The sequence below is a fragment of the Roseomonas sp. CAU 1739 genome, from assembly GCF_039839775.1.
Classification (GTDB): domain Bacteria; phylum Pseudomonadota; class Alphaproteobacteria; order Acetobacterales; family Acetobacteraceae; genus Neoroseomonas.
This window is the reverse complement of record NZ_JBDOQQ010000002.1, coordinates 385,856-407,258: the sequence shown is the minus strand read 5'-3', so window position 1 is coordinate 407,258 and position 21,403 is coordinate 385,856. Positions and strand designations below refer to the sequence as shown.

Annotated in this window: 19 protein-coding genes and 1 other RNA gene; 8 read left to right on the top strand and 12 right to left on the bottom strand. The window is 71.5% G+C overall.

The genetic code is table 11. The features are described 5' to 3' along the window. Positions 1–8 precede the first annotated feature (8 nt). Both AAFN86_RS05540 and ffs read right to left on the bottom strand, forming a co-directional pair. Entirely contained in the window at positions 9–1,934 is a 1,926-nt protein-coding gene (locus AAFN86_RS05540) for a DNA polymerase III subunit gamma/tau (protein WP_347542229.1), read from the bottom strand. 64 nt (positions 1,935–1,998) lie between these two features. Continuing rightward, an RNA gene (gene ffs / locus AAFN86_RS05535) (signal recognition particle sRNA small type) lies at positions 1,999–2,091 on the bottom strand. Between the two features lie 100 nt (positions 2,092–2,191). Here ffs and AAFN86_RS05530 point away from each other — a divergent pair. From AAFN86_RS05530 to AAFN86_RS05515, 4 genes are all read left to right on the top strand, one after another. Then, the gene (locus AAFN86_RS05530) at positions 2,192–2,662 is read left to right on the top strand and encodes a YHS domain-containing (seleno)protein (protein ID WP_347542228.1); all 471 of its coding nucleotides are present in this window, start codon (positions 2,192–2,194) and stop codon (positions 2,660–2,662) included. A 361-nt stretch (positions 2,663–3,023) separates the two neighbouring features. Continuing rightward, the gene (locus tag AAFN86_RS05525; protein ID WP_347542227.1) at positions 3,024–3,623 is read left to right on the top strand and encodes a hypothetical protein; all 600 of its coding nucleotides are present in this window, start codon (positions 3,024–3,026) and stop codon (positions 3,621–3,623) included. Between the two features lie 66 nt (positions 3,624–3,689). Continuing rightward, positions 3,690–4,613: an NAD(+) diphosphatase gene (nudC, locus tag AAFN86_RS05520; protein WP_347542226.1), complete on the top strand. Its 924-nt coding sequence runs from the start codon at positions 3,690–3,692 to the stop codon at positions 4,611–4,613. After that, positions 4,610–4,918, top strand: a complete 309-nt coding sequence (locus AAFN86_RS05515; RefSeq protein WP_347542225.1) for a hypothetical protein — start codon at positions 4,610–4,612, stop codon at positions 4,916–4,918. The genes nudC and AAFN86_RS05515 overlap by 4 nt, the downstream gene beginning before the upstream one ends. Positions 4,919–4,937: 19 nt before the next feature. Here the strand turns inward: AAFN86_RS05515 and AAFN86_RS05510 are convergent, their stop codons facing one another. Continuing rightward, the gene (locus AAFN86_RS05510) at positions 4,938–5,441 is read right to left on the bottom strand and encodes a DUF2244 domain-containing protein (RefSeq protein WP_347542224.1); all 504 of its coding nucleotides are present in this window, start codon (positions 5,439–5,441) and stop codon (positions 4,938–4,940) included. A 111-nt stretch (positions 5,442–5,552) separates the two neighbouring features. Here AAFN86_RS05510 and nth point away from each other — a divergent pair, with 111 nt between their 5' ends. After that, positions 5,553–6,197, top strand: coding sequence for an endonuclease III (gene nth, locus AAFN86_RS05505; protein ID WP_347542398.1), 645 nt, complete (start codon positions 5,553–5,555; stop codon positions 6,195–6,197). Between the two features lie 26 nt (positions 6,198–6,223). Further along, positions 6,224–6,529, top strand: coding sequence for a phosphoribosylamine--glycine ligase (locus AAFN86_RS05500; protein ID WP_347542223.1), 306 nt, complete (start codon positions 6,224–6,226; stop codon positions 6,527–6,529). A gap of 87 nt (positions 6,530–6,616) precedes the next feature. Here the strand turns inward: AAFN86_RS05500 and AAFN86_RS05495 are convergent, their stop codons facing one another. Further along, positions 6,617–7,015 (bottom strand): hypothetical protein, encoded by a 399-nt coding sequence (locus AAFN86_RS05495; protein WP_347542222.1) that lies wholly within the window; start codon positions 7,013–7,015, stop codon positions 6,617–6,619. A 254-nt stretch (positions 7,016–7,269) separates the two neighbouring features. On the opposite strand from AAFN86_RS05495, the gene AAFN86_RS05490 reads away from it, so the two are divergent. Continuing rightward, positions 7,270–7,983, top strand: a complete 714-nt coding sequence (locus AAFN86_RS05490) for a trypsin-like serine protease (protein WP_347542221.1) — start codon at positions 7,270–7,272, stop codon at positions 7,981–7,983. A 419-nt stretch (positions 7,984–8,402) separates the two neighbouring features. Here AAFN86_RS05490 and xdhB read toward each other — a convergent pair whose 3' ends face one another. The 5 genes from xdhB to AAFN86_RS05465 all read right to left on the bottom strand — a co-directional run bounded on the left by xdhB (position 8,403) and on the right by AAFN86_RS05465 (position 15,781). Continuing rightward, entirely contained in the window at positions 8,403–10,676 is a 2,274-nt protein-coding gene (gene xdhB / locus AAFN86_RS05485) for a xanthine dehydrogenase molybdopterin binding subunit (protein ID WP_347542220.1), read from the bottom strand. After that, positions 10,673–12,085: an FAD binding domain-containing protein gene (locus tag AAFN86_RS05480; protein WP_347542219.1), complete on the bottom strand. Its 1,413-nt coding sequence runs from the start codon at positions 12,083–12,085 to the stop codon at positions 10,673–10,675. Before AAFN86_RS05480 ends, xdhB begins: the two co-directional genes overlap by 4 nt. A gap of 405 nt (positions 12,086–12,490) precedes the next feature. After that, positions 12,491–13,462, bottom strand: coding sequence for a tripartite tricarboxylate transporter substrate binding protein (locus AAFN86_RS05475; RefSeq protein WP_347542218.1), 972 nt, complete (start codon positions 13,460–13,462; stop codon positions 12,491–12,493). A gap of 152 nt (positions 13,463–13,614) precedes the next feature. Continuing rightward, positions 13,615–14,766, bottom strand: a complete 1,152-nt coding sequence (locus AAFN86_RS05470; protein WP_347542217.1) for a CoA transferase — start codon at positions 14,764–14,766, stop codon at positions 13,615–13,617. 49 nt (positions 14,767–14,815) lie between these two features. Beyond that, positions 14,816–15,781 carry a hydroxymethylglutaryl-CoA lyase gene (locus AAFN86_RS05465; RefSeq protein WP_347542216.1) on the bottom strand — a complete coding sequence of 322 codons (966 nt, stop codon included), beginning with the start codon at positions 15,779–15,781 and terminating at the stop codon, positions 14,816–14,818. An 81-nt stretch (positions 15,782–15,862) separates the two neighbouring features. Here AAFN86_RS05465 and AAFN86_RS05460 point away from each other — a divergent pair, with 81 nt between their 5' ends. Beyond that, entirely contained in the window at positions 15,863–16,615 is a 753-nt protein-coding gene (locus AAFN86_RS05460) for an IclR family transcriptional regulator (RefSeq protein WP_347542215.1), read from the top strand. Between the two features lie 315 nt (positions 16,616–16,930). Here AAFN86_RS05460 and AAFN86_RS05455 read toward each other — a convergent pair whose 3' ends face one another. The 3 genes from AAFN86_RS05455 to AAFN86_RS05445 form a co-directional block, all read right to left on the bottom strand. Then, positions 16,931–17,680, bottom strand: a complete 750-nt coding sequence (locus AAFN86_RS05455; RefSeq protein WP_347542214.1) for a metallophosphoesterase — start codon at positions 17,678–17,680, stop codon at positions 16,931–16,933. Next, positions 17,677–18,525 carry a diacylglycerol kinase family protein gene (locus tag AAFN86_RS05450; RefSeq protein ID WP_347542213.1) on the bottom strand — a complete coding sequence of 283 codons (849 nt, stop codon included), beginning with the start codon at positions 18,523–18,525 and terminating at the stop codon, positions 17,677–17,679. Before AAFN86_RS05450 ends, AAFN86_RS05455 begins: the two co-directional genes overlap by 4 nt. 309 nt (positions 18,526–18,834) lie before the next feature. Beyond that, positions 18,835–21,402 carry a DNA translocase FtsK 4TM domain-containing protein gene (locus AAFN86_RS05445; protein WP_347542212.1) on the bottom strand — a complete coding sequence of 856 codons (2,568 nt, stop codon included), beginning with the start codon at positions 21,400–21,402 and terminating at the stop codon, positions 18,835–18,837. Between the last annotated feature and the right edge of the window lies 1 nt (position 21,403).

Below are 21,403 nucleotides of genomic sequence, written 5' to 3'. Positions count from 1 at the left end.
GCCTCATCTCAATCATCGTTGGGTGAATCGTCGTCGGACCAGGCGGTTTCGGCCTCGGGGGGCGCGAAGTCGCGGCCGTCCATGCCGTCGTCGTCGGGTTCGGCGGTGATGGCGGCCGGAGTCGCGACCAGGCCGTAATCATCGGCCGCGGCGTCGCGCACCGCCTCGATGGTGGTGCCGGGGAAAGCGGCGAGGATGGCCTGCACGACGGGATGGCTGCGGGCGGCCTCCAGGCGGTCGCTCTCGGCGCTGCGGCCCTGTTGGGCGAGGGTGGGCTCGCCTTCCTCATTGCTGATCGTGACGGTCCAGCGCAGGCCGGTGCGATCGGCCAGGAACCCGGTGAGCTGCGCCGCGAGATCGCGCGGCGCGGCCGGCTCCGGCCGGATCTCGACCCGGCCGGGGGCGATGCGGACAGGATGCACATAGTGCAGCAGATTCGCGTGCAGCATCGGCTGGACGCCGGAGGCCAGCGCGACGACCTCCCGCCATTCGCGCGGCTGCGGCAGGGATGGCGCGGGGGCAGGCGCCATCGCGGCAACCGCGCCGCCGCCGGCCATGGCGCGCAGGCCGCCGGAACCACCGCCTGGGGAGGGGCGCGGCGCGGCGTCGGTTCCACCGGTTTCGGTCAACCGCTTCACGATCTCGCCCGGCGTCGGCAGGTCGGCGACATGCGCGAGGCGGATCAGCACCATCTCGGCCGCGGCGCGCCGATCGATGCCTTCCTGCTGCACCTCGGCAATGCCCTTCAGCAGCATCTGCCAGGCGCGGCCGAGCGTCGGCACCGACAGCCGCAGCGCCAGCGCCGCGCCGCGCGTGCGTTCCGCCTCGGGCAGCGTCGCATCGTCCTTCAGCGCCGGCGCGGCGCGGAAGCGGGTCAGCAGGTGCGTGAAATCCGCGAGGTCCTGCAGCACCGCGAGGGGATCGGCGCCGACCTCATGCGTGCGGTCGAGAATGGCGAGGGCCGCGGCGACATCGCCGCCCATCACCGCCTCCATCAGGTCATAGACCATGAAGCGGTCGGCGAGGCCGAGCATGTCGCGCACGCTCTCCCCGGTGACCGTCCCGCCGCCCGCAAGGCCGATGGCCTGGTCGAGCAGGGAGAGCCCGTCCCGCACGGAGCCGTCGGCGGCGCGCGCCACCATGCCGAGTGCCTCGTCCTCGACCTCGACCGCTTCCTTCTGCGCAATGCGGCCGAAATGCCCACGCAGCACATCCACCGGTACGCGGCGCAGGGAGAAGGTCTGGCAGCGGCTGCGGATGGTGACCGGAACCTTGCGCAGTTCCGTCGTTGCCAACACGAAGGTGACGGAGGGTGGTGGTTCCTCCAGCGTCTTCAGCAGCGCGTTGAAGGCGGCACCCGAGAGCATGTGGCACTCATCCAGGATGAAGACCTTCTGCCGCGCCTGGGCGGGGCGGAAGCGCAGCGCCTCGCGCAGTTCGCGGACGTCATCGACGCTGTTGTTCGATGCGGCGTCCATCTCGGTCACGTCGGGGTGGCGGTCGGCCAGGATGGCGCGGCATTCGGCGCAGACGCCGCAGGGGTCCACGGTCGGGCCGCCCTTGCCGTCCACGCCAACGCAGTTCAGCGCGCGGGCGATGATGCGGGCGGTGGTGGTCTTGCCGACGCCGCGGACCCCGGTCAGCAGGAAGGCGTGATGCACGCGCCCCTGGGCGAAGGCATTGCGCAGGGTGCGCACCAGGGCTTCCTGGCCGATCAGGTCGTCGAAATTGGTCGGGCGATATTTGCGCGCCAGGACCCGATACGGGCCGGTCGCCGGGGCGGCGGGGGTGGTTGGTGCCTGGATGGCCGCGGGCGGCGGGTCAGGATCGCCGAACAGGCCCGGCCCCTCGGGCGCCGGCGGCTCCGGCAGGCCGTCCTGCGCGGCGGCGTCCGCATCCTGCACAGAAGGGTTGCCGAGAAGGTCGGGGGCCATGCTTTCCCTGTGCGACGCGGCCGCCCCAGGGGCGGAAATGGCTTGCCGGTGTGGCGATATGGGTGGAAGGCCGGCAAGCGACCCGGGCGAGAACCCGTTACGGCTGCTTCCTTCCGGACCTGACCGGGTTGGCGGGGAGCCCGTCCGCCGCCGACCTTCCGAGGGCATCATATCATGCGCTTGGGCCTCCACGCCAATGGGGGGTGCGTAACCGGACCAGTAAAGGCGGCGAAGGGCTTGGTGAAGGAGACACCGCCATGGCCTTTTCCCGCCGACTGATGCTCTGGATGGTGCCCGGCGCCACGGTCGCCGTGCCGATGGGGGCATTGCTGTTTCCTGCCCCCGCGACGGCAGCGCAGGTCAATGCCGAGGACGGCGTCGCCGTGCGCGGCACCGATGTCGTGGCCTATGTCACCGACGGCCGGCCAGTGCCGGGCCGCCGCGAATTCACGCATCAATGGCAGGGTGCGACCTGGCGTTTCGCCTCGGCGGCCAACCGGGACCGCTTCGCCGCCGACCCCGCGCGCTACGCCCCGGCCTATGGCGGGTTCTGCGCCTATGCCGTCAGCGAGGGCTACACCGCGCCGATCGACCCGGCGGCCTGGCGGATCGTCGATGGCCGCCTGTTCCTGAACTACGACCGGTCGGTGCAGCGCCGCTGGGAACGCGACATCCCCGGCCGCGTCGCGCGCGCGGATGCCAACTGGCCGCGGCTTTCGGCGCAATAGCCGGCGGGGCGCCGCATGCGAGCACGATGGGTTCACATTCGTTCACCCATCACGCTCTAACCTATTGTTTGATCGCGCGATTCAGACCTCCGGCGCATTCGCACCTGCGGCCATCACGCTCCAACCTGTTGTTTGATCGCGCGATTCAGACCTCCGGCGCATTCGCACCTGCGGCCATCACGCTCCAACTTGTTGTTTGATCGCGCGATTCAGACCTCCGGCGCATTCGCACCTGCGGCCATCACGCTCTATGCACCGCGCCAGATCGCAACATGCATGATCGGCTATCACGTCCCGCGGCGATTTTGGGCTTTCTTCCGGCTGCGGATCGGCATGGCGCCGGATCCGGATGGATTCGCGAATGATGCAGAACGCACTTGCCCTGGCGCCCGAGGCGCCGTGCAGCACCGCCAGCGCGGCGGACGATGATTGGCTGACCATGCCCGAAGCCGAGCTGGAGGCGATGCAGGCGGAGGCGCTGGACCTAAGTCGTCGCCGGGGCAGCGCGGCCTTCGTCGGCCGTACCGCGGCAAGCCTTGCCCTGCTGCACCAGCTGGTGGTCGCCCGCGGCGTGGTCCGCGCCCTTGGCCTGCCCGCCGCCGAGGCGCGCGCCGCCATGCGGTCCGATCACGCGCTTGGTTACTTCTTCGGCCTGGCCTCCGGCAGCAGCGAACCGGACGCGGCGCAGCGCTCCGAGCGGCAAGTCGCCAGTACCCTGATGATGCTGCACGATCTCGCCTATGGCCGGCAGGCGGCCGAGCAGCTCACGACCGATCTCGTCGCCGGCGGCTCGATGGCGGTCGGCGAAGGCTTCGCCGAGGGGATGCTGGCCGCCGCGGCGGATCTGGCGGCGCTGGCCCGCTGGCGGCGCGGCGATGGCGGCGCCTTGCCGGGGGGCCTGCTCGACGGCCTGGGTTGGCCGCGCTGGTGCGGTGCCGGCACCGGCGACCGCCGCCACTGACGGGTCGGGCCGCCGGGGCCCTGCCGGATGGACGGGCGGCGGACCCCGTGGCAGGGTCCGCAGCGCATGCTCTCCATCCCCGCCAGCCGCCCCAATGCCTATACCGGCAGCCCGCTCGACCGTGCCGGTGACAAGCGCGACGACGCCGAATTCATCGGCGCCGCGCTGGCCCATCCCGACACGCTGTTCGCCCCGGTCTGGCGCGCCCGCAGCCTGATGAAGGGTGTGTCCGACGGCCACCCCGAAGCGGTGCTGCTGACCGGCGGCGCGGCCGAGGCGGTGCGCATGGCCGATGGCCCATGGGCCTTCCTCGGCCTGTGGGAAGGCCGGCCGGTCTTCGCGGTGGATTGTTCCCACGCCGACGACCCGCTGCCCCTGCTGCCCGAAGGCATGGGGACCTTCACAGACCTGCGCCAGGTCGCAGGGTTGCTGCCGCCGGGCGAGGCCAGCGTGCTCGCCCATGCCCGCGGCATGATGCACTGGCGCACCAAGCACCGGTTCTGCGGCATCTGCGGCAGCCGCTGCGAACCGCGCTCGGCCGGCAATGTCATGGTCTGCCAGGGCTGCGGCGCGCAGCATTTCCCGCGCACCGACCCGGCCGTGATCATGCTGGTGGTGCGTGGCGATTCATGCCTGCTCGGCCATTCCCACCGCTTCCCCAACGTGTCGATGTATTCGACGCTGGCCGGCTTCGTGGAACCGGGCGAAAGCCTTGAGGAAGCCGTGCGCCGCGAGGTGAAGGAGGAAGCCGGCATCGATGTCGGCGAGGTGCTCTACCACTCCTCCCAGCCCTGGCCCTTCCCGTCCTCCATCATGCTCGGCTTCCATGCCGAGGGTCTGTCGGAGGAGATCCGCATCGACCATGACGAACTGAAGGATGCGCGGTGGTTCTCGCGCGATCAGATCCGCAACCACCAGACGCTCGGCTTTTCCCTGCCGCGCGCCGATTCGATCGCGCGCCGCCTGATCGAGGATTGGATGGGATCGTGAACGCTGCCCGGACCTCCGTCGCGCTGGTCGCGGCGATGCTCGGCCTTGGCGCCTGCCAGCAGGGCGGCGTCTGGGCCAATGTCCCGGTGGACAATTCGCCCGACGGCCAGGCCTGCCGCGTGGAAGCCGAGAACGACCCGGAAGCCAAGCGCATTGCCGCGTCGGCCACCTCCGGCAATGTCGGCTATGACGAACAGGTACGGCAGGAACTGCTGGTGCTGCTGCCGCGGCTGTGGCGCGCCTGCATGCAGCGGCGCGGCGCGATCCGCGGCGGGGTGGAGGCGGTGCGCCGCTCGACGTTCTGACCTGGCTCGGGGCCGCCGCTCACCGCAATTGCGGATTGTCGAAATCCGGCCGTCGGGCGCGCGCCAGCGCACCGGCCAGGGCATCGTGCAGCGACGCCTTGTCCTCAGCGGCCAGGTGCTGCCCGACCTCCGCGCTGCGGCCCCGGCTTTCCAGCCGCAGCACGCCGGCATGGGCGGGATCCGGCCGATAGACCGCACGCGCCCAATAGGCGTCGAGAACGATCTCCTTCCGTCGGCCCCGCGCATCGGTGCGCGTGATGGTCAGCCGGTCCGGGGTCAGGACCAGCACCTCCGCCATGCGCGCCGCGCCGCGCGCATGAAACGCCACCAACGCCAGCGCGAAGCCGACCTCAAGCCCCAGGAACGGCAGGATCGGCCAGGCCCCGAGCAACAGGAACAGCGTCGCCGTCACCCCGGCGAACAGGGCGAGCAGCACGGCAAGCACGCGGAAGCCCTGCGGCGTGAATGAACGCGGCGGCGTGCACACGGCCTGGAACAGCACGGTTTCAGCGGGGGGTGCCATGGCAGGGCAAGATAGGCCAGGATCGGTCCGACGCCAGACATGCCCCTGAAGCCCGCCCGCCCGAAGCGCCCCGACCATGGCTCCGCCAGCGAACCGCGCCGCGCGCGGCTGATGCCGGCCGCCCAGGCGGAAGCCTTCATCCGCGCGCTGGCCACCGCCAACCCGGCGCCGGAGACGGAACTTCTCTACCACGACACCTTCACGCTGCTGGTGGCGGTGGTGCTGTCGGCCCAGACCACCGATGCCGCGGTGAATCGCTGCACACCGGGGCTGTTCGCGGCCGCGCCGACGCCGGCGGCAATGGCGGATTTGGGCGCCGAGGGCATCGGGCGCTACATCCGCTCGATCGGCCTGTGGCAGGCCAAGGCGAAGAACGTCGCCGCCCTGGCCCGCGACCTCGTAGACAAGCATGGCGGCGCAGTGCCCGGCGACCGGGATTCGCTGGAGGCCCTGCCCGGTGTCGGACGCAAGACCGCCAATGTCGTCCTCAACATCGCCTTCGGGCAGGCCACCATGGCGGTGGACACCCACATCTTCCGCCTGGGCAACCGGTGCGGCCTCGCGCCAGGCAAGACCCCGCGGGAGGTCGAGGAACGGCTTGTCAAACGCTGCCCGCCCGAACTGCTGCGCGACGCCCATCACTGGCTGATCCTGCACGGTCGCTACATCTGCAAGGCGCGCGCTCCGGAATGCTGGCGTTGCGTCGCGCGCGCCTTCTGCAACTATCGCGACAAGGTCCTGGCGCCGCCGGCATGACGGCCCGACGAGATGAGGAGATGCGCATGACGATCAGCCGCAATGCCGGGCCGCTGCTGGCCCTCCTGGCCCTGGCCGGCTGCGCCCAGGGCGGGGTCTGGGCGAATGTGCCCGATGATCCCGGCCCCGCCGCCGCCGCCTGCCGGCGCGAGGCGGAGAACAGCCCGCAATACCGGCTGTATGGCGAGACGGCCGGCGGCAACGCGGCGAACAACGAGGAGATGCGCCAGCAGCTTCTGGTGTTGCTCCCGCAGATCTACCACGACTGCATGGTCCGCAGCGGCGCCATCCCGGCCGGCACGCCGATGCCACGGGATCGCGTTACGTTCTGAGGGTTTGCGCAGAAGGGCACTGGCCCCCGCGCGGGACGATTGGAGGGGCGCCGCCCCCGCCAACCTTCCGGACATGGCGCACAGGTCCTACCGCCGCCGGCATAGCCGCGCCTCGGCAGTCTCCAGCGCCAGCGCGACCTCTCCCGTGCCGATCACGATGTCGCGCGGCCCGTCCTCGCGCAGCCGATTGGCGGCGCACAGGCACAGGCTGGCGATGCGTTCCAGCGGCCAATCCGTGCGCTCACCCAGCGCATCCCGCAGCCCGGTGGTGCAGCGCCAGCGGAACAGCGCGTCGCCGAAAGGCGTTGCGAGCGCCGCCTGGTCACCCGACGGCGCGCCGACCGGGGCCGGCGGGCGCTCACCGGCAAGCCGGGCAGGCGCGCTGGCGCCCGGCGGCGGCGGGCGGCGGTCCAGCCACGCCACCCCCGCGCCCAGGGCGGCCAGAACGGCGAGCAGGATGACGGCGCGGATCACGGGCGCGAGCATGGCCCGGAGGGGCGCAATGGGCCAGATCGCGGCGCAACACAGTTCCCTTCGGGCCCCGATCCGCCTTAGCCTCCGCGGATGCGGTTCCCTGTCGCGTTTGGCCTTGCCCTGATGACCGGCCTGCTGCCCGCCGCCCTGCCGGTGGGGGCGGCCTTGGCGCAGCATCAGACGCAGACCCCGGCACCGCCCACCGCCCCACCGGCGCCGCCACCGCCGCGATCCTGCCAGCCCCCGCCGGCCCCACCGACCACGTGATGCGCAAGGCCGTGGCCGCATGGGGCGGCGCCGGCGTGCTGGCGCTGACCGCCATGTTCACCGCCTTGCCCGGCGTTGCGGAGGTTCCCGGACTCGGCCCGGTCGATACCCGCCGGCCGGTGTCGCCGGACCAGGCGCCGTTCGATGCGATCGCGCTGATCGAGACCACCGCCGGCGGGCGCTGCACCGGCGCGCTCGTCGCCGCGCGCGTGGTGCTGACGGCGGCGCATTGCCTGGTGACGGGCGACGCGACCCGACTGGTGGCGCCGGGCGATGTCACCGTGCGGCTTGGCGGACGGACGGTGCGGGGTGTCACGGTGCGCAGCGGCCAGGGCTTCGATCCGTCACGGGAGGAACCCTGGCGCGCCGATTGGGCGCTGGTGACGCTTGCCGGGCCACCCGGCGGCGGCCATGCGCTGCCGATGCTGCGCGAGCCGCCGCACCAGGGCACGCCGGCAACGCTCGCCGCCTGGCAGTTTGATCGGCCGGATGTGCTGATGGCCGACCGCGCGTGCCGCGTCGTCACCGTCAGCACCTTCGGCGTGCAGGGCATCCTGGTGGGGCACAATTGCGCCGGCACTGTGGGCAGCAGCGGCGCGCCGATCCTGGTGCCGGTGACCGGCGGCTATGCGGTGGCGGGCGTGCAGGTGAAGGCCGCCCTGGGACAGCCGCTGGGCGTCGCGGTGCCGGCCTTCACGATCCCGGCGCCCTGAGGATCCGTGAACCTCCGACGCCAGCGCGCGCGGCATGCGCGCCCTGCACAGTTGTTTTGGCCGGGTTGATGGCCCGGACACGGTCGCGCCAAGAGCAGATCGCGTTCAGATGGAATCATCTGGACGCGTGACGATGCTCACAAAACAATAGGCTGGAGCATGTGGCTTGAGCGCATGCGAATGCAGCATGCTCCAGCGCTTCCGAATCGAAGCAAGCCACGATTCGAATGGCGGATGTGCCTGATGCCAAAGGCCGCATTCCGCGATCGCCGGAATCCATATGGGCGCGTCCCCAGACGCCGGGGGCAAACCGTTGGTTTACCTGGCCTCCGCCGGACTTCAGGCGGCCGCATTCGCGGCCCCGGCACGACTTCCAGGACGGCTGCTTCGGTGCGCAGCCCCATCGGTGGCGGGCACCGTCACGTTGTGCCGGATGGCGGCCGCATCGCGCGCAGGATCCGCTCGGGTGTCGCGGGCAGGTCGAGTCGCGCCGCACCTGTCGCATCGCGCAGCGCATTCCACACCGCGGTCGCCAGCATCAGCGGCGGTTCGCCCACCGCCTTTGAGCGGAAGATCGTGTCCGACCGCGCCGGCGCATCCGCAAGCAAGCGTAGGTTGAAGGCCGGCGGCACGTCCCGCGAGCCGGGGATCTTGTAGGTGGACGGGCCGAGTGTCCGCTGCCGGCCCAACTCGTCCCAGATCAGTTCCTCGCAGGTCATCCAGCCAAGGCCCTGGACGAAGGCGCCCTCGATCTGGCCGCGGTCGATGGCGGGGTTCAGCGAACGGCCGCAATCCTGCACCAGGTCGGCGCGCAGCACGCGGTGTTCGCCGGTGAGCGTGTCCACCACCACCTCGGCGACCGAGGCGCCGTAGGAGAAGTAGAAGAACGGCTCGCCCCGCATCGCCACCGGGTCCCAGTGGATGTCGGGCGTGCGGTAGAAGCCGGTGGCGGACAGCGAGACGCGTTCGATCCAGCAGCGTTGGGCGAGCTCGCCGAAACCCATGGCGCGGTTGTCGCCGGGGCGGGCGACGAAGGCGCGATCCTCGGCGAAGGCGATGGCGTCGGCCGGCACCTCCCACAGCGCGGCGGCGACCTCGGCCATGCGGCCACGGATCGTCATGGCAGCCAGGTGCGCGGCCCAGCCATTCAGGTCGGACCCCGTGGAGGCCGCCGTCGGTGACGTGTTCGGCACCTCGGCCGTGCTGGTCGCGGTGATGCGCACGCGCTGCAGGGGCACGCCGAAGGTCTCCGCCACCACCTGCGCGATCTTCACGTTGAGGCCCTGCCCCATCTCCGTCCCGCCATGGTTCAGGCGGATCGAGCCATCGGCATAGACATGCACCAGCGCGCCGGCCTGGTTCATGTGGCGGATGCCGAAGGAAATGCCGAAGGCCAGCACGAAGGACCCGATGCCGCGCCGCAGGAAGGGATGCGTCGCGTTGAAGGCGGCGATCTCCGCACGACGTTCGTCCCAGCGCGCATCGGCCTTGCATTCGGCCCAGACGCGACGGATCAAATCGCCTTCCAGCGCCTGGCCGTAGGGTGTGCGCGCGTCGTTCGGCGTGCCGGCGAAATTGCGCTCGCGCACGTCTTCGGGTGTCAGGCCGGTAGCCCGTGCGACGGCACGGATCACGTCTTCCATCAGCAGCACGCCCTGCGGCCCGCCGAAGCCGCGGAACGCGGTGTGGGAGACGGTGTCCGTGCGCAGCGCAAGCGCCGTCAGCGTCACCGCCGGCACGTCATAGCAGTTCAGCGCATGGGTCAGGGCGCGGAACACGACGCCGGGCGTCAGGTCGAGGCTGTGCCCGCCATCGGCGGCAAGCGTTGCGTCGAGTGCCAGGATGCGCCCGGTGGCGTCGAAGCCAGCCTTCCAGCGAAACAGGAAGGGGTGGCGCTTGCCGGTCGCCGCCATGTCCGTCCTGCGCGGCGGGCGCAGCTTCACCGGCCGGCCCGTGAGATGGGCGCCGAGTGCGGCGGCGGCACCGATCCACGACGCGTTGCTCTCCTTGCCGCCGAAGCCGCCGCCCATGCGCCGGCAGGCGACCGGCACGCGGGCGTAGTCGCAGCCAAGGATACGGGCGACGACGTGCTGCACCTCGGTCGGATGCTGGGTGGAGGCGGTGATCGCGATCTCGCCATCCTCCCCCGGAATGGCGATGGCGATCTGGGATTCGAGGTAGAAATGCTCCTGCCCGCCGGCGCTGAAACGGCCCTCGGCGGTCCGTGGTGCGGCGGCCAGCGCCGCCGGCGCATCGCCACGGGCAATCACCTGCGGCGGCATCAGGTAGTCGCCGCGGGCCAGCGCTTCCTCCGGGTCGAGCAGCGCAGGCTGTGGCGTGATGATCGGCTTGATGGCGGCGGCGGCGCGCAGCGCGGCGTCGCGGGTGTCCGCCAGCACCAGGGCGACGGGCTGGCCGTGATGGCGGATGGTGCCGTCGGCGAACAGCGGTTCGCGACCGTTGCCCGAAGGCGAGATGTCGTTCGGCCCGGGGATGTCGGCGAAGGTCAGCACCCGCACCACGCCGGGCAGCGTGGGGAGGTCGAGCCTTTCGAGCACGCCGCGCGCGACCGGCGAGAGGACCAGCGCGCCATGCAGCAGCCCGGGCGGTTCCGGCAGGTCATCGGCGAAGCGCGCGGCGCCGGTGGCGTGGGCCAGGGCGCTGTCATGCGCGACGGGGTGGCCGATGCTCATGCCACGAACCCCGGCGCATGCGGCGCATCGATCGCCATGACGTCGCCGGGGATTCCCGGCCCACGCAAGGCCATCCGCCGCAGCAGGTTGCCCACCGCGATGCGCCGGTAGTCCGCGCTGCCGCGCAGGTCGGACAGCGGCGCGACCTCCGCTTCCAGCGCGCGCGCCGCGCGGTCGGCCGAGGTGGCGTCGAACGGCACGCCCACCAGCGCATCCTCGGCCGCCTGGGCGCGCGCGGCGCGCGGCCCGCATCCACCATGGGCGATGCGCGCCGCCACCACTACGCCATCCCGACGCTCCAGCAGCACCGACAGGCCGACCGTCGCGATGTCCTGGTCATGGCGCTTCGAGAGCTTCTCGCACACCAGCAGCGCATCTTTCGGTGGGCGCGGGATGGTGACGCGCAGGATCAGTTCATCGGGCGCCAGGACCGTCGCCCGGTAGCCGGTGATGAAATCCTCCACCGGCACGCGCCGCTCGCCGCGTGGCGAGAGCAGCGTCACCACGGCCCCGAGCGCGATCAGCGGCGGCAGCGCATCCCCGATCGGGCTCGCCGTGCCGAGATTGCCGCCCAGCGTGCCCATGCCGCGGATCTGGCGCGAGCCGAGCCGGCGCAGCAGCGCTGCACAGGGCGCGAAATCGGCATCGTCGGAGCAGGCATCGAGCAGCCGCGCATAGGGCACCACGGCACCGATCGTCACGCCGGCCTCGTCATGGTCGAAGGTCTGCATCTCGGCAACGTTGAGCAGGCAGATCACCGTCGCGGGCTGTTCGCGATGCTCGCTGACGCGCAAGCCGAGATCGGTGCCGCCGGCCAGCAGCCAGGCGTCGGGATGGGCGGCGCGCAGTGCCACCGCCTCGGCCGCCCGGCGTGGCAGGAAGAAGCGTTGCGTGGCGGTGCAGACCTCGGTCGCCGCCAGCGGCGCGGCCGGCGCGGCGACGCCGTCATCCTCCGTCGCCGCCATGGCATCGAGGATCGGGCGATAGCCCGTGCAGCGGCACAGATTGCCCGCCAGCGCGTCATGCGCATCGCCGCCTTCGCGCGTCCAGGCCCAGGCGGACATGACGATGCCTGGCGTGCAGAAGCCGCATTGCGTGCCGTCGGCTTCCGCCAGTGCGCGCTGGACGGGATGCGCCCCGCCATCCTGCCCGCGCAGCCCTTCCACCGTGCGGATGGCGCGGCCCGCTGCCTGGCCAAGCAGCATCAGGCAGGCATTGGCCGGGATGCGGGCCGCGCCGTCCTCGATCGCCACGGTGCAGGCGCCGCAATCGCCCTCCGCGCAGCCTTCCTTGGTGCCGGACAGCCGCGCGGGGCCGCGCAGCCAATCGAGCAGCGTCATGGTGGGCGAGGTGCCCGCCGGCAGCGTGACCTGCTGCCCGTTCAGGGTGAAACGGATCGGTCCGGCCATGCTGTCGATGTGCTCCTTCCCGCAACGGGCACGCAAGCACCATGCCGCCCATGGCGGGTCGCGCGGCCGTCGCCGGTGTGAATGCGCAGCATCCGCCGCCGCCTGTCGGCGCGTTTCGGGCCAGATACGGGCGCCACGGCGGCAGGGCCGCGCATCGGCGACGCTGCCGTTCGCCCAGGCGCAAAGAAGCGGCCCCAAACCTTTACTTTCGCGAGCATCCTTGCCCGATCAGGCGCTTCCGCCTGGCCAGGACCCCGCGCCGCGAAGGCCGGACCATGCCTGGCGCCGTGGCGCGCCGCTGGCGGGGCCACCGCGCGCGGCGTGCGGAACGGGTCGGTGCAGGGCGCTGTCCGGCCCGCCACGGCGTCATGCGCGCCGGCCCCTGCCCGCCTGCGCGCGAGCCGCTCAATCCAGTTGGATCCGCGCCTCCCGCACGACGTGCCCCCACTTCGCGTGTTCTTCCGCCAGGAAGGCACGGAAGCGCGCCGGGGTGGATCCGAACGGCTCGCTGCCCTCCGCCGCAAGGCGGGCGATCGTCTCGGGCGCGGCCAGCGCCTTGCGGGTTTCCTCGGAAAGCCGGTCGATGATCGGCTCCGGCGTGCGGGCGGGGGCGACCAGGCCGGTCCAGTTCACCGCCTCGAACCCCGGATAGCCGCTTTCGGCCACGGTCGGCACGGTGGGGAAGGTCCTGCTGCGCTCAGGCGACGAGACCGCCAGGGCGCGCACATCGCCTGACTCCAGCACGCCCTTCACCGCCAGCGGATTGGCGAAGAACATGTCCACCCGCCCGGCCAGAAGGTCGGTCACGACAGGCGCCGCGCCGCGATAGGGCACGTGGATGATCTCGATGCCCGCGGCGCGGGCGAACAGCGCGCCGGTCAGGTGCCCGGTGGTGCCGTTGCCGGCATTGCCGGCAGTCAGCGTGCCGGGGCGGGCGCGGCCGGCGGCGACGATGTCGGCCAGCGCGCGGAACGGCGAATTCTTCCCCACCACCAGCACATTCGGCTGCGTCGCCACCAGCGAGATCAGCGCGAGGTCGGTCAGCGGATCGAACGGCATGCGCGGATACAGCGCGGGGTTGATGGCAAGGTTCGAGGCCTGCCCCATGCCAATCGTATAGCCATCCGGCGCCGCCTTCGCGACGGCATCGAGGCCGATATTGCCGCCCGCGCCGGGCCGGTTGTCGATGACGATGTTCCAGCCGGTCGCCGCGGCGATCCGCCCGCCCATCTCGCGCGAGATGACATCGGTGCCGCCGGCGGGCGGGAACGGGACGATCAGGCGGATCGGCCGGTCAGGCCAGAGGGCCTGGGCACGCAGGGTGCCGGGCATCGCGGCGACCAGCGCGGTCGCGGCCATCATGTGGCGTCGAAGCATCGGGGTGGCTCCTCCAGAGGTCATGCGGCCGTCGCGGTCACGGCGCCTTGGGCCACGAATGCGCCCGTGCATGGCGCGCAGGCCACGCGCACGGACGCGGACGCCTGCGGTGTGGCACAACGACGCATGGCTGCCCGCGACGGCTTTCGGGATCAGTCGGCGGCATTGGGGCTCGCACGCAGCGGCCCCAGGATTTCCTCGTCATGCTCGCCGACACTCGGCAGGTCGAGCCGGACGCCCAGGCGCTCGGCGCCGAACTGGATCGGCAGGGCAGGCACGGTGGCGGGCCGGCCATCGGGCAGCGTCACCGTCAGCAGGCCACCGCTCGCCTTCAGATGCGGGTCCTCGAACAGGTCCCACGGCCTGGCGATGCGGGAGAAGGGCAGGCCGGCGCGCTCGCACATCGTCTCCAGCGCCGCGATGTCGTGCTTGGCCAGCAGGGATTGCACGAGCGGGATCAGCGTGTCGCGGCGCTTCGCACGTTCGGTGTTCGTCGCGTAGTCGGGATTGTCGAGCACCGGTTCGTTCAGTTCGCGCAGGAAGATCTCCCACTGCCGGTCGGTGACGACGCCGATGAAGATCTGCCCGCCATCGGCGGTGTCGAACACGTCATACACGCCCCAGGCGCGGCGGCCGGCGGGCATCGGCGTGGGCTCCTGCCCGGTCAGCGCCTGTTGCAGCATGGCCGTGGAGACGAGGAAGGCGGCATTCTCGAACAGCCCGGATTGCAGGTGCTGGCCGCGTCCGGTCGCGTCGCGCTGGCGCAGCGCGCCCATGACGGCGATGGCGCCGAACATGCCGCCCATCATGTCGTTCACCGGCGCGCCGGCGCGCAGCGGCCGCCCCGGCGGGCCGGTCATGTAGGCGAGGCCCGACTGCATCTGCACCACTTCGTCGAGCGCGGTGCGGTTCTCATATGGCCCGGGCAGGTAACCCTTCAGCGACAGATAGATCAGCCGCGGGTTGCGCGCCGACAGCGCCTCATAGCCCAGGCCCTTCGCCTCGAGCCCGCCGGGGCGAAAATTCTCCAGCACCACGTCGGCGGTGTCGATCAGCCGCCTCAGCGTCTCGAGATCGGCCTCGTCTTCCGTATCGAGCCGCACGGATTTCTTGTTGCGGCTGAAGGCAGGAAAGAATCCGGTGCCGGAGGAGGTGAGGTAGCGCGTGCGGTCGCCCCTGCCGGGGGGTTCGACCTTGATGACCTCGGCGCCAAGATCGGCCAGCACCAGGCCGCAGGTCGGGCCCATCACCATGTGTGAGAATTCGACGACGCGAATGCCGGCGAGGGGGAGCGGGGCGGTCATGCGATGAGTCCTTGCTTCGTCGCCGGGCCATACCCTGCCTGATACGCCCTCACGCCGCCCGCGCCTTCGCCCGGAACGCCGTCAGCGACCCACCGCGCAGCAGCGCCGACGGCAGCGCGCGCCCGAGTATCTTCTCCGCCAGGTGCCCCGCCGCGATCAGCGCGTCGATGTCGATGCCGGTGGCGATGCCCATCTCCTCGCACAGCAGGACGAGTTCTTCCGTCGCGATATTGCCTGGCGCACCTGGATGCCCGGCGAAGGGGCAGCCGCCGGCGCCTCCCACCGCCGCGTCGAATTCCGCGACACCCATGCGCAGGCCGGCATGCGCATTCGCGATGCCAAGGCCCCGCGTGTCGTGCAGATGCAGCGAAACGGCCTGGCCAGGCCAGCGCGACCGCACTTCGCCGACCACCCGTTCGATCTGCAACGGGTTCGCCCAGCCCATGGTGTCGGCCAGCGAGATGCGCTCGATGGCGCAACCGGTCTCGGCCGCAAGCGCCATCGCGTCCGTCACCGCGGCAATCGCCTGGGCCGGCGTCACCTCGCCCTGGAAATTGCAGCCGAAGGCCGCCTGGACCGAGGCACGCGTAACCGCCACGCCGGCCGCCTGGTGCTCGGCGATGTTCGCGCGCATCGCGGCGATCTGCCCGGCGCGATCGCGGTTGAGGTTGCGCAGGGAGAAGGCCTCGGAGGCCGCGACGGTGATCGAGCCATGGATCGACAGGCGGTCGCGGAACGCCAGCGCGCGTTGCAAGCCCTGCGGGTTGAACCACAGCGCGTGGTAGGTGACGCCGGGCCGCGGCGTGAAGCCGGCGACGACCTGGTCGGCATCCGCCCAGCCCGGAACCCGTTTCGGGCTGACGAAGGACGCGACCTGAAGCCGCGATACGCCGGTCGCCGACAGCGCATCGATCAGCGCGATCTTGTCGGCGGTCGGCACAGGGGTGGTGGCGATCTGGAAGCCCTCGCGCGGGCCTTCCTCGGCAATGCGCACGCTGCGCGGCAGGTCGGTCATCGCCGTCTCCTCCGGCTGGCCGGAGCCAGCGTTAATTATTCTGTTGCACAGAATTGAATTCTGCTGGAAAGAATAATCCAGATGACTCCTCCCGATGTCAATCCGGAACCGCCCACCCGCCGGCGCGGCCGCCCCGCCCGTGCCGCGCCACCCGCCGCCGAGCAGCGGGTGGAGGCGGTGGAGCGCGCGCTGTCGCTGCTCGAAGCCTTCGCCGATGGCACCAAGGTCCTGACGCTGACTGACCTGGCCGCGCATGCAGGGCAGTACCCCAGCACGGCGCTGCGGCTCGCCGGGTCGCTGATCCGCTTCGGCTACCTGGCGCGCAGTGCGGAGGGTGGCTACCGGCTCGGCCCGACGCCGTTTCGCCTCGGCGCGCAGTATCGCGCCGGCTACGATCTTGCGGCGCAGGTTCGCCCGGCCTTGTCACGGCTGGTGGCGCGCACCGGGGAAACCGGCGGCTTTTTCGTACGCGAGGGCGATCGCCGCATCTGCCTGTTCCGCGAACCCTCCCCGCGACCGATCCGGCTGCATATCGACGAAGGAGCGGCGATGCCGCTCGACCGGGGTGCCAGTGCGCATGTGCTGATGGCGTTCAGCGACGGTACGCTGCCGGTCCATGCGGCGGTGCGCGCGGCGGGGGTGGCGATTTCGATCGGCCAGCGCGACCCGGAAATCGCCGCGGTTGCCGCGCCGGTGTTCGGCCGTGGCGGGCGACTGGTCGGCGCGCTCGGGATTTCGGGGCCGGTGCTGCGGCTGGGAAAGGCAGAGGCGGAGGCAATCGCGCCGCTGGTCGCAGAGGAAGCGCGCGAACTGTCACGGCACCTGGGGGCGTAGGTCGCGCATCGGATCAGGGCTTCGTCCATGCCGGCTTGACGGGCCGAGGCTTGGCGGGGCCCTGCCCTCCAGACCACTCCCGCCAAAGGCCCAAAGCCTTCGGACGCCATCCCCCGGCATCGGGCAGGATGGACGTTCCGGCGAGAGGACCGGGATCCCATCCGGCCACCATGCCCGCAACACAGTGATTCTGCCGGCGCGACATGCAAGCCCGGAACCAGGTCCCGGCGGTCCAGGGTGCCCTGGCACCCTGGCGGGGTGAGGCTTGGAGAGGGGCGGCGCCCCTCTCCAATCACCAGCACCGCACCAGCCCCTTCAATCCTCCGACGCGTCCCGCCACCGCGCCCCGTCCGTGACACGCAGATGGCGGCGTGGCGGCCCGTCCCCGACCTCCACCAGTGACCACGCGTTCGGCACGCCGCGCACGCGGACCGACAGGCTGCTGCCGACGATCATCACCGGCGGCTCACCGATCGGCTGCGCGCTTACGTGCAGGTGCCCCGACAGGATCGCGGCAACGCCGACCTGGCGCATCAGGGCCAGCGCAGGCTGCGCGCCGATCGGACTGGCGCGGCCGACCGCCGCGGCCGGATGGCGCAGCGGATGGTGCGCCACCACCACCACGGTCCGGTCAGCCGCGGCCTCGATGCGCGTGGCGAGGCGGGCCAGCCGCGCGGCGGACAGGCCACCGGCCGACCAGTCCAGATGCGGTTGGGCGCGGCGCACCGTGTCGACCCCGATCAGGGCGAGGCCCGGCAGCATCAACACCGGTTCGGTGGTGCCGGAGATGACGCGCCGCCAGCGCCGCCGCGGATCGAACATCCGTTCAATGATCGCATGGGCCGGAATGTCGTGGTTGCCCGGCACGGCGACGACCGGCGCCGGCAGCGCGGCGATGAAGGCGGCGGCGGCGATGAATTCCGCCTGCTGCGCCCGCTGCGTCAGGTCACCGCTGATGGCGATGGCGTCCGGCGCGAAGCGGGCAATGTCCTCGACCAGCGGTGAGACCAGCTCGGGTCGATGGGCGCCGAAATGGAGGTCCGACAGATGCGCGATGCGGATCATGCGCTCCGCGGCCGCAACACCCGCAGCGCGTCCGGCCGCAGCCGATAGCGCAGCGGCGGCGCCAGCAGCAGTTGCTCGCCATCCAGCGTGACGCGCAGCATGCGGTCGCGGCCCTGCACGGCCAGATGGGGCCGGGCGAAGGAGGCGACGTCCGAATCCTCGGCGAGGCGACCGCGGATCCAGCGCCAGGCCTGGCGCAGCCCGGTCAGCACGCCGCCGCGACGCACCGCGTCCACCTGGAATTGCGCCGCCGCGCCGGGCAGCGGCAGCGTCACCACCACGGCGTCGGCGCGCATTGCGCGGTCCTGCCCGCGCAGCCGCAGGGATCGGCGCGGCGGCCGGGCCACCGCACGCAGCGCGGCGCGGATCAGGGGCAGCCAGCCAGGCAACCCGACGCCGCGCTGCATCTCGCGGAAGCGCACCAGGCGTGAGGGCCGGCCGACGATGGATTGGTACAGGAAGACGCGGCCGTTCAATCCACCGATCGCCAGCGGCTCGCTCGACGCGCCCGCCAGGCTGCGCGCCGCCGCCAGCAGGTCCCCCGGCAGTCCGAGCCGCGCCGCCAGCCGGTTCATGGTGCCGCCCGGCAGTACGCCAAGGGTGATGTCGTGTCCTGCAAGGCGTTCGGCGACCGCCCGGATGGTGCCGTCGCCGCCGATGACGAAGATCACCGCCGGTCGTGCCGCAAGTGCCGTCCCAAGCTGCACGTCGAGCGGCAGGTCCGGTCGGGGCTGGACAGTCATCGCGTAGCCGGCGTGGCCAAGTGCCGCGACCAGCCGGTCGATCCCGCCCTTGTCGGCCGGGACCGACCCGGCCGCCGGGTTGACGAGCAGGGCCGCACGCATCGGCGGCCCTGCGTCATCGGCTGGCGAGACATCCCTCGGAAACTCCGGCATGCGGCGCGAACGCGCGAGGCATGGCGCGGTTGCATCGCGGGCGTCACTTCCCCGGCAATGAACGCCTGCGCGCCTTGGTGCACCGAGCGCCCTGGCACGCCCCGATCTCAACCATGCGGGGGTGCGGGCCCGGTGCCGCCTGATCGAAGAAGGTCGTGGAGCAGATCCCGATCAGGTGGCATCACCTGGTCGGGTGAAGATGTCGGGAAGACAAAAGGCTGGAGCCGCTGCCGTGAGCCAAGGTGAACGGAAACAACTCTAGTCGCGCGGGCCGGGGGCCAGAACCTCGCGCTTGCCGACATGGTTGGCGGCGCCGACGACGCCTTCCTTTTCCATCTGCTCGATCAGCTTGGCGGCGCGGTTGTAGCCTATGTTGAGGTGCCGCTGGACGAAGGAGGTGCTGGCCTTGCCTTCCCGCGTCACCAACGCCACGGCCTGGTCGTAGAGCGAGGCCTCGCCATCGGTGTTGCCGCCGAGCATGCCGGGCTGCATGCCGTCCTCGTCCGGCTCCTCGGTGACTTCCTCGATATAGGCGGGCTCGCCCTGCTCGCGCAGGAACTCGACGACGCGCTCGACCTCGGTGTCGGAGACGAAGGGCCCGTGCACGCGCGCGAGGCGCCCGCCGCCGGGCATGTGCAGCATGTCGCCCTGGCCGAGCAACTGCTCCGCACCCTGCTCGCCGAGGATGGTGCGGCTGTCGATCTTCGACGTCACCTGGAAGGAGATGCGGGTCGGGAAGTTCGCCTTGATGGTGCCGGTGATGACATCCACCGAAGGCCGCTGAGTCGCCATGATCACATGGATACCGGCGGCACGCGCCATCTGCGCAAGCCGCTGGACCGCGGCCTCGATCTCCTTGCCGGCGACGATCATCAGGTCGGCCATTTCGTCGATGACGACGACGATCATCGGCAGCGCTTCGAGCGCGAGGGGCTGTTCCTCGAAGACCGGCTTGCCGGTATCCGGGTCGAAGCCGGTCTGCACCTTGCGCGTCAGCACCTCGCCACGCTGGCGCGCGGCGACGACCTTTTCGTTGTAGCCGCCGATGTTGCGCACGCCGAGCTGCGACATGGAGCGATACCGCCGCTCCATCTCCCGCACCGTCCATTTCAGCGCGCCGATCGCCTTGGGCGGTTCCGTCACCACGGGCGCCAGCAGATGCGGGATGCGGTCATAGACCGACAATTCCAGCATCTTCGGATCGATCATGATGAAGCGGCATTCCTCCGGCCCGAAGCGGTACAGCAGGGACAGAATCATGGTGTTGATCCCGACCGACTTGCCCGAACCCGTGGTCCCCGCGATCAGCAGATGCGGCATGCGCGCGAGGTCGGCGATGACCGGCCCGCCGCCGATATCCTTGCCAAGTGCCAGTGGCAGCTTCGCCTGGTGCCGGCCCCAGGATTCGTCAGCGAACATCTCCGACAGGTAGACCGTCTCGCGCTTGGCGTTCGGCATCTCGATGCCGATCACGTTGCGACCCGGCACGGTGGCGATGCGCACCGCGATCAGCGACATCGACCGCGCGATGTCGTCGGCCAGGCCGATGACGCGGGAGGATTTCGTCCCCGGCGCGGGTTCCAATTCGTACAGCGTGACCACCGGGCCGGGGCGGATCTCGGCAATGCGGCCGCGCACGCCGTAATCCTCCAGCACCGATTCCAGCAGCCGCGCATTGGCCTGCAGCGATTCCTCCGATGGCCGTCCCGTGCGCTTGGCCGGCGCTTCGGTCAGCAGGTCGAGCGGCGGCAATTTCCACCCCTCGGTGCCGAGGTCGAGCGCGCGCTGTTCCGGCGGGCGGCGGCCGCGATCGGGCGCGCGTTCCATCACCTTGCTGCGCGCCGCGAGCCGCGGCTTGGCGGCGGGTTCGGTGCCGGGACGCGCATCGCCATCCTGCCCGGGCAACGGAGCCGGCGGGGCGGCCGGGCTGGGTGGAACGGCGGTCGCCGCCTCATCCGCCGCGCGCAGCATGGCGCCGAGCGGCACCACGGACGGTTCACGCCGCAGCAGCGCGCCGGCACCACGACCCATGCTGCGGAACGGCGCGCCAATCCTGGCGAACAGCCCCGGCCCCCGTGGGCGGGATGGTGGCGGTTCGGGCTCCTCAGCTTCCGGCTCATCCTCCTCATGACGTCCGGGCCGGCGCAGGCTGGCCGCGCCGCTGCGCGCCGCACCCACCGCGACTTGGCCGGCGCCCACGGCCACGCGACCGGCGCCGCGCCATTCGCCCACTGTCAGCCCGCAGGCGATGAAGGCGGTGCCGACCGCCGCGACCATCACGATGCCTTGCCCGGTCAGCGTGCCGAGCGGGCCCAGCAGCCGGGTGAGCCAATCCACCAGCAGGCCGGCCGTGACCGGCCCGACGATGCCGCCCGGCCCGGCTTCCACCGGCAGGTGGGACGGCAGCGGCAGCAGCGCCAGGGCCGCCGCCGCCATCGGCATGCCGGCCAGCAGCCCGAGCAGCCTTGCCGGGATCGACCCCATCCCACGATGCGTCGCCAGGCGGAACGCCCAGGCGAGCGCGGCCAGGCAGGGCAGCGCCGCGCCGAAGCCGAAGCCTTGCAGCATCAGGTCCGACACGATCGCGCCGGCGGGGCCGGCCAGGTTCGTCGTCGGCCCGTGGGTCGCGGTGTTGAGCGACGGGTCGGCCGGGTTATGGCTGCCCAGCGCGACGCCCAGCGCAATCGCGGCCAGCGCCACCAGCAGCCCGCACATCTCCATGGCGCGCCGCCGCAACACGGCCCGCACCGCCGCCGAGGCGAAGCGGCCGGAGGAAGCGGCGGACCGAGGGGCCGCGGTATCGTCGGTCAGGGCAGCGCGGGGCATC

Excerpts from the sequence above, each read along its gene's own strand:
- nudC (WP_347542226.1), top strand. The coding sequence starts at position 3,690 with ATGCTCTCCATCCCCGCCAGCCGCCCCAATGCCTATACCGGCAGCCCG.
- AAFN86_RS05470 (WP_347542217.1), bottom strand. The coding sequence starts at position 14,766 with ATGACCGCCCCGCTCCCCCTCGCCGGCATTCGCGTCGTCGAATTCTCA.
- AAFN86_RS05475 (WP_347542218.1), bottom strand. The coding sequence starts at position 13,462 with ATGCTTCGACGCCACATGATGGCCGCGACCGCGCTGGTCGCCGCGATG.
- AAFN86_RS05460 (WP_347542215.1), top strand. The coding sequence starts at position 15,863 with ATGACTCCTCCCGATGTCAATCCGGAACCGCCCACCCGCCGGCGCGGC.
- AAFN86_RS05540 (WP_347542229.1), bottom strand. The coding sequence starts at position 1,934 with ATGGCCCCCGACCTTCTCGGCAACCCTTCTGTGCAGGATGCGGACGCC.
- nth (WP_347542398.1), top strand. The coding sequence starts at position 5,553 with ATGCCGGCCGCCCAGGCGGAAGCCTTCATCCGCGCGCTGGCCACCGCC.
- AAFN86_RS05450 (WP_347542213.1), bottom strand. The coding sequence starts at position 18,525 with ATGCGTGCGGCCCTGCTCGTCAACCCGGCGGCCGGGTCGGTCCCGGCC.
- AAFN86_RS05500 (WP_347542223.1), top strand. The coding sequence starts at position 6,224 with ATGACGATCAGCCGCAATGCCGGGCCGCTGCTGGCCCTCCTGGCCCTG.
- xdhB (WP_347542220.1), bottom strand. The coding sequence starts at position 10,676 with ATGAGCATCGGCCACCCCGTCGCGCATGACAGCGCCCTGGCCCACGCC.
- AAFN86_RS05530 (WP_347542228.1), top strand. The coding sequence starts at position 2,192 with ATGGCCTTTTCCCGCCGACTGATGCTCTGGATGGTGCCCGGCGCCACG.
- AAFN86_RS05510 (WP_347542224.1), bottom strand. The coding sequence starts at position 5,441 with ATGGCACCCCCCGCTGAAACCGTGCTGTTCCAGGCCGTGTGCACGCCG.
- AAFN86_RS05490 (WP_347542221.1), top strand. The coding sequence starts at position 7,270 with ATGCGCAAGGCCGTGGCCGCATGGGGCGGCGCCGGCGTGCTGGCGCTG.
- AAFN86_RS05495 (WP_347542222.1), bottom strand. The coding sequence starts at position 7,015 with ATGCTCGCGCCCGTGATCCGCGCCGTCATCCTGCTCGCCGTTCTGGCC.
- AAFN86_RS05465 (WP_347542216.1), bottom strand. The coding sequence starts at position 15,781 with ATGACCGACCTGCCGCGCAGCGTGCGCATTGCCGAGGAAGGCCCGCGC.
- AAFN86_RS05480 (WP_347542219.1), bottom strand. The coding sequence starts at position 12,085 with ATGGCCGGACCGATCCGTTTCACCCTGAACGGGCAGCAGGTCACGCTG.
- AAFN86_RS05525 (WP_347542227.1), top strand. The coding sequence starts at position 3,024 with ATGATGCAGAACGCACTTGCCCTGGCGCCCGAGGCGCCGTGCAGCACC.
- AAFN86_RS05445 (WP_347542212.1), bottom strand. The coding sequence starts at position 21,402 with ATGCCCCGCGCTGCCCTGACCGACGATACCGCGGCCCCTCGGTCCGCC.
- AAFN86_RS05455 (WP_347542214.1), bottom strand. The coding sequence starts at position 17,680 with ATGATCCGCATCGCGCATCTGTCGGACCTCCATTTCGGCGCCCATCGA.